At 73.8% G+C, this 13631-nt stretch carries 15 protein-coding genes; 1 reads left to right on the forward strand and 14 read right to left on the reverse strand.

Annotated features, from left to right (window positions below):
- Positions 1 to 141: 141 nt before the first annotated feature.
- On the reverse strand, positions 142 to 681 hold the full coding sequence (locus DEI86_RS13965; protein WP_258376563.1) for a methylated-DNA--[protein]-cysteine S-methyltransferase: 540 nt from the start codon (positions 679 to 681) through the stop codon (positions 142 to 144).
- Between the two features lie 92 nt (positions 682 to 773).
- Positions 774 to 2387: an AlkA N-terminal domain-containing protein gene (locus DEI86_RS13970; protein WP_111049934.1), complete on the reverse strand. Its 1614-nt coding sequence runs from the start codon at positions 2385 to 2387 to the stop codon at positions 774 to 776.
- Between the two features lie 160 nt (positions 2388 to 2547).
- Here DEI86_RS13970 and DEI86_RS13975 point away from each other — a divergent pair, with 160 nt between their 5' ends.
- Positions 2548 to 3171 carry an MOSC domain-containing protein gene (locus tag DEI86_RS13975; protein WP_258376561.1) on the forward strand — a complete coding sequence of 208 codons (624 nt, stop codon included), beginning with the start codon at positions 2548 to 2550 and terminating at the stop codon, positions 3169 to 3171.
- A 92-nt stretch (positions 3172 to 3263) separates the two neighbouring features.
- On the opposite strand, the gene DEI86_RS13980 is transcribed toward DEI86_RS13975, so the two are convergent.
- From DEI86_RS13980 to DEI86_RS14035, 12 genes are all read right to left on the reverse strand, one after another.
- On the reverse strand, positions 3264 to 3827 hold the full coding sequence (locus tag DEI86_RS13980; protein WP_111049935.1) for a type 1 glutamine amidotransferase domain-containing protein: 564 nt from the start codon (positions 3825 to 3827) through the stop codon (positions 3264 to 3266).
- 186 nt (positions 3828 to 4013) lie between these two features.
- Positions 4014 to 4676 carry an HAD-IA family hydrolase gene (locus tag DEI86_RS13985; RefSeq protein ID WP_258376562.1) on the reverse strand — a complete coding sequence of 221 codons (663 nt, stop codon included), beginning with the start codon at positions 4674 to 4676 and terminating at the stop codon, positions 4014 to 4016.
- Positions 4676 to 5506, reverse strand: coding sequence for a pyrimidine reductase family protein (locus tag DEI86_RS13990; protein WP_111049936.1), 831 nt, complete (start codon positions 5504 to 5506; stop codon positions 4676 to 4678). The genes DEI86_RS13985 and DEI86_RS13990 overlap by 1 nt, the downstream gene beginning before the upstream one ends.
- Positions 5503 to 6573, reverse strand: coding sequence for a dihydropteroate synthase (folP, locus tag DEI86_RS13995; protein ID WP_111049937.1), 1071 nt, complete (start codon positions 6571 to 6573; stop codon positions 5503 to 5505). Before folP ends, DEI86_RS13990 begins: the two co-directional genes overlap by 4 nt.
- On the reverse strand, positions 6570 to 7196 hold the full coding sequence (gene folE, locus DEI86_RS14000; protein WP_111012092.1) for a GTP cyclohydrolase I: 627 nt from the start codon (positions 7194 to 7196) through the stop codon (positions 6570 to 6572). Before folE ends, folP begins: the two co-directional genes overlap by 4 nt.
- Positions 7177 to 7644: a hypothetical protein gene (locus tag DEI86_RS14005; RefSeq protein ID WP_111011229.1), complete on the reverse strand. Its 468-nt coding sequence runs from the start codon at positions 7642 to 7644 to the stop codon at positions 7177 to 7179. The genes folE and DEI86_RS14005 overlap by 20 nt, the downstream gene beginning before the upstream one ends.
- Positions 7645 to 7726: 82 nt before the next feature.
- Complete coding sequence (locus tag DEI86_RS14010; RefSeq protein WP_111049938.1) at positions 7727 to 8311, reverse strand: DUF1697 domain-containing protein; 585 nt, start codon at positions 8309 to 8311, stop codon at positions 7727 to 7729.
- Positions 8308 to 10815 (reverse strand): glycoside hydrolase family 65 protein, encoded by a 2508-nt coding sequence (locus DEI86_RS14015; RefSeq protein WP_111012089.1) that lies wholly within the window; start codon positions 10813 to 10815, stop codon positions 8308 to 8310. Before DEI86_RS14015 ends, DEI86_RS14010 begins: the two co-directional genes overlap by 4 nt.
- Positions 10812 to 11606, reverse strand: coding sequence for an HAD family phosphatase (locus tag DEI86_RS14020; protein WP_111011226.1), 795 nt, complete (start codon positions 11604 to 11606; stop codon positions 10812 to 10814). Before DEI86_RS14020 ends, DEI86_RS14015 begins: the two co-directional genes overlap by 4 nt.
- Positions 11607 to 11694: 88 nt before the next feature.
- Positions 11695 to 11994: a DUF6510 family protein gene (locus DEI86_RS14025; RefSeq protein WP_111027504.1), complete on the reverse strand. Its 300-nt coding sequence runs from the start codon at positions 11992 to 11994 to the stop codon at positions 11695 to 11697.
- Entirely contained in the window at positions 11991 to 12824 is an 834-nt protein-coding gene (locus DEI86_RS14030) for an FAD-binding oxidoreductase (protein ID WP_309146565.1), read from the reverse strand. Before DEI86_RS14030 ends, DEI86_RS14025 begins: the two co-directional genes overlap by 4 nt.
- A complete protein-coding gene (locus DEI86_RS14035) occupies positions 12821 to 13414 on the reverse strand; it encodes a molybdopterin-dependent oxidoreductase (RefSeq protein ID WP_111012086.1) in 594 nt (197 codons plus the stop codon). The genes DEI86_RS14030 and DEI86_RS14035 overlap by 4 nt, the downstream gene beginning before the upstream one ends.
- Positions 13415 to 13631 lie beyond the last annotated feature (217 nt).

Genomic DNA, 13631 nt, shown 5'->3' on the forward strand with positions numbered 1-13631 from the left:
GCTGACCGGACGGCCCGGCCCCTCCTGGGGTCGGGCCGTCCGTCGTCCCGGCCCCTCCTGGGGGTCGGGCCGTCCGTCGTCCCGGCCCCTCCTGGGGTCGGGCCGTCCGTCCTCTCGGCCGCCGCGATCCGTGCTCGGTCGTCAGACCGTCCGTGCGGCGAGGTCGGCCTCGCGCTCGAGCAGGGACCGTTTGACGTGCTCGCCCCAGGCGAAGCCCCCGAGACCGCCGTTGCTCCGGAGCACCCGGTGGCAGGGCACGAACAGTGCCGGTGCGTTCCGGGCGCAGACGCTCGCCGCGGCGCGCACGGCCTCCGGACGACCCATGGCCGCGGCGAACTGCGTGTACGTGAGCACGGTGCCCGCCGGCACGAGCCGGAGCTGCCGCCAGCCCTCGGTGAACAGTTCCGTGCCGAACTGCCGGACGCGCACCTGCATGGCCGGTTCGACGTCGCCGTCGTAGTAGGCCTGGACCGCCGTGGCCGACGCCACCACACCCGGCACGACGACCACCGGGCGGTGGCGCTCCGCCAGCCGGGCGAGGACCTCGGTGGCCTCCGCCGTCCATCCGGACGCGAGGACCGTGCCGTCGCCGTCCTCGAGCACGGTGAACGGACCGTCGGGCGTCGCGAGGGTGGCGACGCGCGCGACCGTCGTCGCCGCGCGAGGCTCGGGCGGGACCACGACGGCGTCGGACGACCGGAGCGGGGACGCCGCGTCCGGTACGACGGACGCCGACTCCGACGCGGCCGGTTCGGGCCGCAGGTCGATGGTGCTCATGGGATGTGCCTTCCGTTCGGTCGATGCCCCTGGTGCGGCGGGGTGCGTGCGGCAGCGCGCCAGAGGTGCATGGTCAGGTAGCTCCGCCAGGGAGCGAGTGCCGACGACCATACGGAGAGTCCGCGCGGGTCCTCGGGGATCCCGAGGGCCTGTGCACCGTTCCGCACGGCGACGTCCTTGGGGAGGAGGAGATCGGGGTGGTGCCGGACCCGGAGCGCGACGTACGCGGCGGTCCAGGGCCCGACCCCGGGCACGGCGAGCAGTCGCGCGCGGAGGTCGTCCAGCGTCGCGGCCCGGTCCACGACGAGCGATCCGTCGGCGAGCCCCGCTGCGACCCGGTGCAGCGTCGCGACACGGGCCCGGGGACCGCGGAGGATCCGCTCCGCGTCGCCCGGCGGCGCCGACCCCGCTCCCGCATCGGCGACGAGCTGTCGCCCCACGGCATCGGCGAGCACGGCGGCCGTCGGGAACATCCGCATCCCGGGCGCGACCGTGTCGAGCACCGGCTCTCCGAGGGCGTCCACCACACGACCGAGCGCCGTCCGCGCCGCGGCGACGCGCACCTGCTGCCCGAGGACCGCCCGGACGACGAGCTCGTCGGCGTCGAGCGCCCCCGGCACCCGGATGCCCGGCACAGCGGCCACCGACGGCGCCAGCTCCGGGACCACTGCGAGCAGGGCGTCCACCGCGACCGGGTCCGCGTCCAGGTCGAACAGGGACCGGACGCGCGCGACGAGGGTCGGGAGGTCGGACAGCGTCGTCATCCGGACCTCGAGGTCGATGCCGGTACCGCGGCCGGAGGGCCCCGGGTCGGCGGGGGTCGCGGCGAACCAGGCCGGGCCTCCCGGCAGTCGCACGACCCGCTCGTAGCGGGCACCGCCGGGATCCGCGGCGGTGGCCGCGACCTCGACGCCGGGCAGCGCGCGGGCGGCGAACCAGGCGAAGAGGCCGTGGGCGTCGAACGGCGGTCGCGCGGGCAGGTGGACGCGGAGCGCCCCGTCCGGCGTCGGCGCCGCGCGTCCACTCCGCGCCCGCAGCGCGGTCGGGGTGAGCCCGTAGACCTCGCGCACGGTGTCGTTGAACTGCCGCACGCTGCCGAATCCGGCGGCGAACGCGACGTCCGCGACCGGCAGCGACGACGTCGTGAGCAGCGTCCGGGCGTGCTGGGCGCGCTGCGCGCGGCTCAGCGCCTTCGGCCCGGCGCCGAGCTCCTGCACGAGGATCCGCGTGAGGTGTCGCGGGGAGTACCCGAGGCGTGCGGCGAGCGCCGGCACTCCGTCGCGCTCGACCACGCCGTCCGTCACGAGGCGCATGGCGCGCGCGGCGACGTCCTCGCGCACGTTCCACGCGGGGCTGCCGGGGCTCGCCTCCGGCAGGCACCGCTTGCACGCGCGGTACCCGGCGAGGTGCGCGGCCGCACTCGTGGGGTAGAACGTGACGCCCGAGCTCCGCGGCGTGCGAGCGGGACAGCTCGGTCGGCAGTAGATGCGCGTCGAGTGGACGGCGGTGACGAACTGGCCGTCGAAGCGGGCGTCGCGCGACGCGGCGATGCGGTAGCGCTCGGCGTGGAGCGGGTCGGAGGTCGTGCCCGTCCCCCCGCCCGTGTCCATGCTCCCAGCCTGACACGCGCCACCGACCCGGACCAGCGGGAATCGGACACGGCGGCAGGGTCGACGGGATCGGCCCGACGGGCGCGCAGTGGCGCGCTCGGTCCGCCTCCGCACCTCGACCGGGAGGCACGGCGGACGCCGACAGGTACGGTCGGGTGTCATGGACGCGAGCGGTGAGCACCCCGCGTGCGGCGGGGCGGACGCGCACGGCGGGGCGGACGCGCGCGACGGGGCGGGCGCGACTCCGGGCCTCCCGGCCGGACTGCTGACGACCGCGTACCCGGTGACCGTCGAGCTGCTGCTCGCCGCACCGCGGCACCGCTACGAGGGCCGGCCCGCCGACGGTCCGGCCCCGGCGGACGGACCGGAGCTCCACGAGCGGATCACGGTGCGGGCCGGGCTCGGGATCGTCGGCGACCGGTTCCACGGCCATCCCGCGCACCGCCAGGCGTCCGTCACGGTGATCGGGGCCGAGCCGCTCGAGGCGCTCGCGGCGGAACTCGGCATCCCGCTGGACCCGGCGCTCACCCGACGGAACGTGGTGCTCCGCGGCGTCGACGTCGAGGCCCTCCGCGGCGTCCTGTTCTCGATCGACACGGGGTCGGGGCCGGTCGTGCTGCAGGGACACCGTGCGGCGAACCCCTGCGCGTGGATGGACGTGGCGATCGGGCCGGGCGCGTTCCGGGGGATGCGGGGTCGGGGCGGGATCCGCTGCGAGCCGCTGACCGACGGCGTGCTGACGCTCGGCCCGGGGACGCTCCGGGCGGCGGTGCCGCTGGGCTGAGCGCGGTTCGCGTGGCCGTCGAACCGCGTGGTGCCCGTGGAACCGCGGGATCACGCGGTTCGACGGGCACCAAGGTGTTCGATGTGCGGCGGTCAGCCGACGGGGACGACCGCCCCTTCGACCGCGGGGACGAACGCCTGCAGGTCGCCGGGATTCCGGGAGGTGATGAGCGTGTAGCCCCCCGAGACGTCGACCTCGACCTCGCGGTCCACCCACTCGGCGCCGGCGTTGCGGATGTCGGTCTGCAGCGTGTGGAACGAGGTGATCGTGCGTCCGGGGAGGATGCCCGCCTCGACCAGGAGCCAGGGGCCGTGGCAGATCGCGGCGATGGGCTTGCCCGCGTCGGCGAACGCCGTGACGAGGGCGATCGCTCCCGGCTCGCGGCGCAGTGTGTCGGCGTTGATGGTGCCGCCGGGGATGAGGATCGCGTCGTAGTCGCTCTCGTCGGCCTCGTCGAGCGCGAGGTCGACGTCCACCTGCTGGCCCGGGTCCTTGTCGCCCACGAGCGTCTGGATGGGCGACTGCTCCTTGGCGGCGATCGTGACCGCGGCGCCCTTCTCGCGGAGCTGCTCGACCGGGACGACGATCTCGTCCTGCTCGACCCCGTAGTTCGTGGCGATCACGAGGATCTTCGTGCCGTTCAGTTCGTCGGCCATGGTGCTCCTTCCGTCGGTGCGCGGTCCGGATCGGCTCCGCGCCGCCGTCGGGTCGTGTCCGGCGGCTCCATCGAGTGTCGGCGTGATCACCCGCGAGCGTCCGCAGGTCGCAGCCGACGTGGAGGCGCCCCGTCCCCCGGGTGCACACCGGCTCGGCCCGGCACCTGCTCCCGGCCCGGCGGGCGCTCAGCCCCGGATGCGGAAGCCCGCGCCCGCGCGTGACACCGTGACGCGCGTGTGGTCCTTCACGCGGTCGAGCCCCTGCGTCGTCGGGGACGTGTGCGCGCCGACCACAACGACGTGGGCCCCCGACGCCACGGCGGACACGAGGCCCGCTTCAGCGTCCTCGAAGGCGGTGCAGTCCCCGGGCGGGAGACCGAGCATCTCGGCCCCGAGCCGGTAGCAGTCGGGAGCGGGCTTGCCGTTCGGCACGTCCTCGGCGGTGACGACCACCTCGGGCACGGGGACGCCGGCCGCCGCCATCCGGTTCAGTGCGAGGTCGCGCGGCGCGCTCGTCACGAGGGCGACGGGCGCTCCGAGGTCGAGGAGGGTCCGCACGAGCGCGCCGGCGCCGGGGACCTCGGTGATGCCGTCGGTGCGACGGACCTCGTCGGCCACGAGCGCCGCCGACAGGGCGACCCGTTCGTCGTGCGACCGGTCGGGCAGGAACCGGGTCACGGTGTCGATCGTCTGGCGACCGTGCGAGAACGCGAGGATCTCGCGCGGGTCGATGCCGTGCTCCGCCCCGAAGCGCCCCCAGGCGGCCTCGACGATCGCGGTGGAGTCGACGAGGGTGCCGTCCATGTCGAACAGGAACCCGGCGGTGACGTGGTCGAGGTGCTGCGGCATCACGGTCGACGGTACCGCGTCAGGAGCATGTCGCCGGCGCGGAGGACGTGGGCGAGCCGCATCGAGCGGAGGCCCTGTCCGGCACCGCCCCGCGCGATCCGGGGGCCGTCGCCACCCTCGAGGACCGGGCTGACGGTGAGGCACAGCTCGTCCACCGCATCGGCCGCCACGAGCGCCCCGAGGAGGCCGGGCCCGCCCTCGCAGTGGATCTGCGCGAGGCCGCGCTCCACCAGCGCCCGCCGGACGACCGCGACGTCCACGGCGTCCGCCCCGCAGTCGACGACGTCCGCGACCGCGGCGAGCGCCGCGCGTCGGTCCGCGGGCGCCTCCGCGTGCGTCAGGACGACCGGTCGCACCGGTGCCTCCGTGAAGACCCGCGACGCCGCGTCGAGCGCCAGGGACCCGCTGACGATCGCGAACGCGGGGTGGTCCGGGAGGTCCCGCGCACGCCGCCACGCCACGTCCGCGTCGTGCAGGCGCATCGGCCCGTACCCCTCGTTCCGGACGGTCCCGGCTGCGACGAGGACGACGTCCGCGAGGCGGCGCAGGAGGTCGAACACGCGGAGGTCGGCCGGGCCGCCGAGGCCACCGGAGACGCCCTCGGCGGTGGCGGAGCCGTCGAGACTGCTGACGACGTTGACCCGCACCCAGCCGTCGGCCGTCGTCGGGGAGGGGTGTCGGGCCTCCCGGCCGTACAGGGCGAGGAGCGCGTCGTCGTCGAGCGGTCCCGGGCCGGCGGCGGGGAACAGCTGCTCGATGGCTGCGGTGTCCGTCGCCCCGGCGGCGGCTGCGGCTGCGGGCTCGTCCGCGGCGTGCTCGTCCGGGCTCATGCGACCGGACGGTTGCCCTCGGGCAACAGGTTGTGGACCGGGTCGACGGGGGCGCGCCAACCGAGCACGGCCTCGACCATGCGGGCCGCGTCGACCGCGGGACGGACGTCGTGCATGCGGAGGATCCGGGCGCCGAGCATCGCGCTCATCGTCGCGGCCGCGAGCGACCCCGCCAGCCGTTCGCCCCGAGGCCGCCCCAGGGACTCCCCGACGAAGTCCTTGTTCGACACCGCCGCGAGGGTCGGGAACCCGAGCGCCGCGACCTCGGCCAGTCGCCGGGTCAACTCGAGCGAGTGCACCGTCGTCTTGTTGAGGTCGTGTCCGGGGTCGACGACGATCCGCGACTCCGGCACACCACGCTCGAGCGCGAGGTCGACCCGCCGCCGGAGGAACGCGACCACGTCGCCGACGACGTCGTCGTACCGCGGCATCGGGTGCTCCTGCCGCGGGGCAGCCAGGCTGTGGGTGATGACGACCGTCGCGTCGCTGTCGGCCACGACGTCGGCCATCCGCGGATCCGACAGCCCCGTCGTGTCGTTGACGACCGAGGCGCCCGCGGCGATCGCCGCCGCCGCGACCTCGGGCCGGAACGTGTCCACGGACACGACCACGTCCGACGCCTGGACGAGCGCGCGCACCACGGGCACGACGCGGTCGGCCTCCTCGTCCGCGGGCACCTCGGGGCCGGGGGCGAACTTGACGCCGCCGACGTCCACCCAGTCCGCGCCCTCGTCCGCCGCCGCCACCGCTGCGGCGACCGCTCGATCGAGCGCGAACGTGGCGCCTCGGTCGTGGAACGAGTCGGGGGTGCGGTTGACGATCGCCATGACGGCGATCCGCCGGTCGAAGTCGAACGTCCGGCGGCCGATCCTGCGGACGGGGTGGCGGAGCGGCGGGAGCACGGGACCGGTCGCGAGCACGGGACCGGTCGCGAGCACGGGGGCGGCCGTGCTCTCGGGGCCGACCGCGCGCTCGGGGCTGGCCGCGCGCTCGGGGTCGGCCGTGCGCTCAGGGCCGGTCACGAGCACGGCGCCGGTCGGGAGGCCCAGGGCCGCGTCCGCCGTCATGCCACCGCTCCGCTGCCGGCCGCGCCGATGAGCGCGATGACCTCGGCCCGACGGACCGGATCCGCGAGGACTCCGCTGCTCGCCACGGTCACCGTCGAACTGGCCGTCTGCCGCTCACCACGGGTCGTCACGCAGGCGTGCACGGCGTCGAGCACGACGAGCACCCCCGGGGCGTCGAGCCCCTCGGCGATGGCCGACACGACCTCGGACCCGAGCCGCTCCTGCAGCTGCGGCCGCGAGGCGATCGCGTCGACCACCCGCGAGAGCGTGCCGAGCCCGATGATCCGCTCGCCCGGCACGTACGCCAGGTGGGCGACCCCGAGGAACGGCAGCAGGTGGTGCTCACACACCGAGCGGAACCGGACGTCGCGCACGATCACGACCTCACCGAGCTCGTCCGGCTCGGCCGGCACCGCCCCACGTCGCACGATGTCGGTCGCGTCGACCCCGAGGCCGCTGAAGAACTCGGCGAACGCGTCCGCCACCCGCGCGGGCGTCGCCTGGAGGCCCGGACGCGTCGGGTCCTCGCCGACACCGGCCAGGAGCTCGCGCACGGCCGCCTCGACGCGAGCCCGGTCCTGGCGTCCGTTCACCGCCCCATCATCACACCTGCTCGCCGACATCGGCGGGCAGGGCCTCGTGGTGGGGCGCCCCGTGGGTGCGGCGCTGCTCCTTCATGCGGGCCTCGAAGAGGTGGCGACGGCCGCCGGCCAGCTGCTCGCGGGCCTCCCGTTCGGCGTCGCGCACGACCGACCAGTAGCCGTCGTCGTAGTCCTCGACGATCTGGAACGTCCATCGGCCGGCGATGACGTTGCGGCCGACGACGTCACGCTCGATGCGGTCGGCGACGTCGTCGTGTCCGGCCTGGCGGAACAGGTCCACGGCTTCACCGATCGCGAGGTCCGCCGTACCCGTGAGGCGGTGGAAGCCGTACAGCAGGCCGCGAGCGTGCTCGAGCGCCTCGAGCCCCTCGGACAGCTTGCCGAGGGCGTCCACCGTGGCGTCGTCGACCCCCTCCGGGATCCGATGTGCTGCGTCGGGCCCGTCGGTGTCGGGACGTTCGTTCGTCATGGTGATCGTTGTACTCGGGCGGCTGCCGGTCACCCCCGGGGCGGTGTCCCCCGGCGCGTTTCCATGGCGCATGGTGCCGCGGTCACGCCATGCGACGGAGCGTGTTCACGTTCCGCGTCGTCGTCGTCGCGCGGAACCGCGACGTGGCCGCACGCTTGGCGAACGGGGTGTCGGTGCTCGACCCCTTCGGGCACGCCCAGTAGACGACGCCGTCGCCGACGGCCACCCGGTCCGGCGGCTGCACCGGGTCGGCGACGAGGGCCTCGAGGGCGTCCTGGTCCGACGAGAACACGACGTACGCGTGCGTCGCCGCGTCGACCGGGAACGGGAACGCGTCGACGAGCGCCGCCAGTCGGTCCTGTCGCACGAGCACCACGGGCACCGGGCGGCCGAACCGGTCCTGGAGGCCCCGCTCGAGCCGGTCCCGGAGGGTCGCCTCCGCAGCGTCCTGCGCGAGCGCGTGCTCCGGTCCGGCGTCGGGCGCCGGGGCCGTGAACACCACGTTGCCGCTCGCGAGCACCGGTCGGACGTCGGTGCCGCCGATCCCCGCGACGACCGCGGTGAGTTCGGGGTTCCGGAGGGTGACCCCGCCCACGTTCACGCCGCGGAGCAGGGCCACCCAGCGGGTGCCGACGTCCGCGTCGGCGGCGACCCGGCGTGCACTCACGACGGCTGCGCCTCCACCTCGTCACGCTCGAGCGAGATCGTCGGGATGGACGCGGTGATGACGGATCCGTCGGCACGGAGCGTGCCCTGGATGTCGCTCGTCGTCGGCGCGTGCGCCTCGAGCCGCGGCCCCTGGTGCCCGAGCTCGACGACGAGCGGGTGGTCCGCCGAGACGAGGAACTCCTCGTTGTGCACCCACACCGTGACCTCGGTGCCGTGCTCGATCGTGAAGGTCATGCGATCCGGTTCGAGCTCGACGCGCATCCGGTTCCCCTGCACGGTGAGCCGGAAGGTCAGGCCGGGCCATGTCTTCGGGAGCCGCGGGTTGAACGTCAGTCGGCCGCCGTGGTCGCGCATGCCGCCGAAGCCGTTGACGAGGGCACCCCAGACGCCGCCCGTCGAGGCGACGTGGACGCCGTCGGACGTGTTGCCGTGCAGGTCGGCGAGGTCGACGAACAACGAGGTGAGGAAGTACTGCTCCGCGAGCTCGTGGTACCCGACCTCGGCCGCGATGATCGACTGGACGACCGCCGACAGCGTCGAGTCACCCGTGGTCAGTGCGTCGTAGTACTCGAAGTCGCGGCGCTTCTCGGCGGGCGTGAACTCGTGGCCCTGCAGGAACAGCGCGAGCACGACGTCCGCCTGCTTGAGCACCTGGAACCGGTAGATCACGAGCGGGTGGTAGTGGAGGAGGAGCGGGCGCTTCGACTCCGGCGTCTTCTCGAGGTCCCAGAGCTCCTTGTCGAGGAACTGGGCGTCCTGCGGGTGGATGCCCCGGTGCGGGTCGAACGGGATCTCCATGGCCTCGGCCGCCGCGGCCCAGCCCGCGATCTCCGACTCGTCCAGACCCGTACGACGGACCATGCGCGAGAACTCGACCGGGTCGTCGGCACGGAGTTCACGGCACGCGTTCACGGCGAACCACAGGTTCGCGCGGGCCATGACGTTCGTGTACATGTTGTCGTCGACGACGGTGGTGTACTCGTCCGGGCCCGTCACGCCGTCGATGTGGAACTTCCGGTCGCCGTTCCGCCGCCAGAAGCCGAGGTCCTCCCACAAGCGCGCGGTCTCGACGAGGATGTCGATCGCCCCACGCTTGAGGAACTCGCGGTCACCGCTCGCCCGGACGTACTGCATGAGCGCGTGGGCGATGTCGGCGTCGATGTGGTACTGCGCGGTGCCGGCCGCGTAGTACGCGCTCGACTCCTGACCGTTGATCGTGCGCCACGGGAACAGGGCGCCGCGCTGGTTCAGCTCGCGAGCGCGGTCACGGGCGGCGTCGAGCATGTTGTAGCGGAACCGCATGGCGTTCCGGGCGACGATCGGTGCCGTGTAGCTGAGGAACGGCAGCACGTAGACCTCGGTGTCCCAGAAGTAGTGGCCGCCGTACCCGGAGCCGCTCACGCCCTTCGCCGCGATGCCGTGGCCATCGGTGCGGGCGGTGGCCTGCGCGAGCTGGAACAGGTTCCACCGGACCGCCTGCTGCAGGCCGGGCTCGTGCGGGATCTCGACGTCGCTCCGGGCCCAGAAGTCGTCCATCCACGCCCGCTGGTGCGCGAACATGTCGTCCACGGAGGTCTCGGCCGCACGGTCGAGCGTCCGGTCGCAGCGATCGGCGAGCTCCCGGGCGGGGACCCCGCGCGACGTGTGGTACGTGATGGTCTTGACGAGGCGGATCGGCTGTCCGGCCTTGGCCGTGATCCGGTACACGTGCTTGGCGAGGTCGTCGTCGATCTGCGCGGTGTGGTCCCAGGTGTTGTCGGTCTCGAGCCGGTGCTCTGCCCCCACGCAGATGGTCATGCCCGAGCTCGACGTCTGGTAACCGAGCAGCGACCGCTCGCCCGTGTTCCGCCGGAAGCGCGGTTGCAGGACCCGGTTCGTGAACTGCTCCGCCTTGCGCGGGTCGAACATCGGCGCCGCGGTCTGCATCATCGCGTGGTACTCGTCGGGCACGTCCTGGCGGTTGAGGATCTGGCTCGACAGCAGCACCGAGGCATCGTGGTCGAGCATCGTGACCTCGTAGTCGACGACCGCGAGGTGCCGGTCGGCGAACGACACGAGTCGGCGCGAGCGGATGAGCACGCGCTTGCCCGAGGGCGTGCTCCACTCGGTCTCACGGAGCAGGTAGCCGTCACGGAACTCGAGCCGTCGCGTGTACCGGAGGATGTCGGCCTCGGCGAGGACCAGGGGTTCGTCGTCGACGTAGAGCCGGATCACCTTGGCGTCCGGGGCGTTGACGATCGTCTGTCCCACCTTCGCGAACCCGAAGGCCTCTTCGGCGTGACGGATCGGCCAGGTCTCGTGGAACCCGTTCACGTAGGTGCCGTACGAGAACCCGCCCCGGCCCTCGTCGAAGTTCCCCCGGAGGCCGAGGTACCCGTTGCCGACCGCGAACAACGTCTCGGCGACGCCCTGCTCGTCGGGGGCGTACTCGGCCTCTTCCAGCGCCCACTCGTCGATCGGGTAGCGGGTGCGGTCGAGGGGATCCGCGGTGATCGGGTTCATGCGTCCTTCCCGGGAGCGTCCGTGGGGTGGGTGACTGTGCCCGGAGCCGGCAGGTCGTCGACGAGGTCGGCGAGGTCGGGCACGACGACGTCCGCGCCGTGCGCGCGGAGGGCGTCCGCGCCCGCACCGCGATCGACGCCGACGACGAGTCCGAAGGCCCCGGCGTGGCCGGCCTGGACCCCGGCGAGGGCGTCCTCGAACACGACGCACGACGCCGGCGTCAGTCCGAGGCGGTGCGCCGCGTCGACGAAGGTGTCGGGGGCCGGCTTGCCGGCCAGGTGGTCGGCGATCGCGACGGTGCCGTCCACCACGACGGGGAAGCGGTCGAGGATCCCCGCGGTGCGCAGGACCGACCGGGCGTTCGCGGAACTCGAGACGACCGCGACGAGGTACCCGGCAGCGATGGCGGCGTCGAGGAACCGCGCGGAGCCGGGGTACGGCAGGACGCCGTTCTCCTCGAGCTCGGCGTTGAACGCGGCGTTCTTCCGGTTGCCGAGACCACAGACCGTGTCGGCGTCCGGGCCGTCGGACGGGTCGCCCTCCGGGACCTGGATCCCCCGCGCGACGAGCAGGGACCGGACGCCGTCGTAGCGCGGCTTGCCGTCGATGTACGCGTAGTAGTCCTGCTCGGTGTACGGGGCGACCCCGTGCTGCTCGAGGTACGGCGTGAACAGCCGTGACCATGCGCGCATGTGGACGTCCGCGGTGGGCGTCAGGACGCCGTCGAGGTCGAAGAGGAGCGCACGCTGCTCGGCGAGGCTGCCGGGCACGCGTGTGGACGGGGTGGTCATCGGGCGATCGACCTTCCGAGGGGTGTGGCGGGGTGGGGTGGGGTTCCTGCGACTGGCCAGTGTAGGAGTCCGACCAGGGCGTGTCCGCTCAGCCTCCGGGCCGGGCCCGTGCGCGGCTGCCCAGGGGCACCGGTCGTGGGATGCCGATCGCGCTCACCCCGGGCATGGACAGCCAGGCCGTGGTGCCGTCGTCGACCACCGTGGCGAGGACGTCGTCGCACTCGGGGCAGCGGAGGACCGTGCCCGCCGCATCGGCCAGGACGACCACCGTGGCGACGACCCCGACCGCCCCGCAGCCGGAGCATCGGACCCGTGCGGTGGTGGTGTCCGTGCCGAAGACGTCGGCCAGGACCCCGGCCGCCGCGTTGCCGTCGAGTCGGGTCGTCATGCGCTGCCTCCGAACCGCTCGGCTCGCACGCCCCGGGTGTCGTACCCGAGCTCGCCGAGCCACGTGATGACCTGTTCGACGAACGGCGTCGAGCCGCAGACGTAGATGCGCGGGTGGGCCGCCGCCGGCACGATCGCGGCACCGAGGCGGTCCCGCGTCAGGCGGCCGGGTGCGGCGTCGTCGCCCGGGGGCGTCCGTCGCGAGTACACCGTCGTCAGTGCGAAGGGAGCGTCCGCGTCGAGCGCCGCCCGCAGTTCCGGGCGGAAGAAGACGTCCTCCGGCGTGCGGACCGCGTACAGCAACCGGAAGGGCGTGGGGTCCCCGGCCTCCGCGTGCGCACGGACCATCGCGACGAGCGGGACGACGCCGGATCCGCCCGCGATGAGCTGGACCGGGCGCGGTTCCGGTTCCGTCGGTGGCCGCCAGACGAACCAGCCGCCGAGCGGTCCGTGCACCTCGAGTTCGTCGCCCACCATGACGTCGTCGACCAGGAAGGGCGAGACCTCGCCGTCGTCGACCCGGTCCACCGCGAGCTCGACCCGGCTGCTCGCCCCGTGCGAGGCGATCGAGTAGGACCGCGTCGCCTGGTAGCCGTCCTCGGCGGTGAGGCGCAGGTCGAGGTGCTGACCGGCCTCGTTCCCGGGCCAGCCCGCGACGTCGAGCACGATGCGCCGCGCCGTCGGGGTCTCGGACGCGACCGCGACGACACGCGCCACGTGCCACCCCGGGCGCGGGAGTGCGGACGCGGGACGGGAGGCCGGGTCCGCAGGCGCACCCGTCGTGGCCGACACCGTCTGCGCCGATGCGGTCGCTCCGACGTCGACGCTCACCAGTAGCGCTCTTCCTTCCACGGGTCCCCGTGCAGGTGGTAGCCCGCGTTCTCCCAGAAGCCCGGCTCGTCGTTCGCCTGCATCGTGATCCCGCGGACCCACTTGGCGCTCTTCCAGAAGTAGAGATGCGGCACGAGCAACCGCGCCGGACCGCCGTGTTCGGGCGACAGGGGCTCGCCCTCGGCCTCGAACGCGATCCACGCCTTGCCGTCGAGGACCTCGGCCAGGGGCAGGTTCGTCGTGTAGCCGCCGTAACTGTGGACCATGAGGTGGTCGAACGAGGTCTCGACGTCGGCGAAGACGGCGTCGAGCGGGACGCCCCGCCACCCCATGTCGAGCTTGGACCAGTGGGTCACGCAGTGGATGTCGGTCCGGATGTCCTCGATCCCGAGCGCCCGGACCGCGTCCCACGACCACTCGTGCACTGCGCCGGTCTCGGTACGGACGGAGAACTGCCACTCCTCGGGCTCGATGATCGGTGTGCCGCTCGCCGAGAGCACCGGCCAGTCGGCCACCGTGGTCTGTCCCGGTGGCAGCCGCGGGTCCACGTCACGTCGCCGCCCGCCGAACCCCCTGGTGAAGGTCGCCATGTCCCGTCCTCCTCGTGCTCCTGCGCACCCCGCGGCGCGTGCTCCGATGATGGCCGGGAAGCACGCCCGCCGACAAGGTGCCGAGCCGAGATGGTGGACAGCGTTCATGCACCGGCCGATGTGGAGGACGAGCCGGACAGGGCGTCGACACGGCGGTGTCCACGCCGAACGGAACGACGGACGGGACCCGGTCGCCCGGGTCCCGTCCGTCGTGTCC

This window comes from Curtobacterium sp. MCBD17_028 (assembly GCF_003234875.1).
Lineage (GTDB): Bacteria > Actinomycetota > Actinomycetes > Actinomycetales > Microbacteriaceae > Curtobacterium.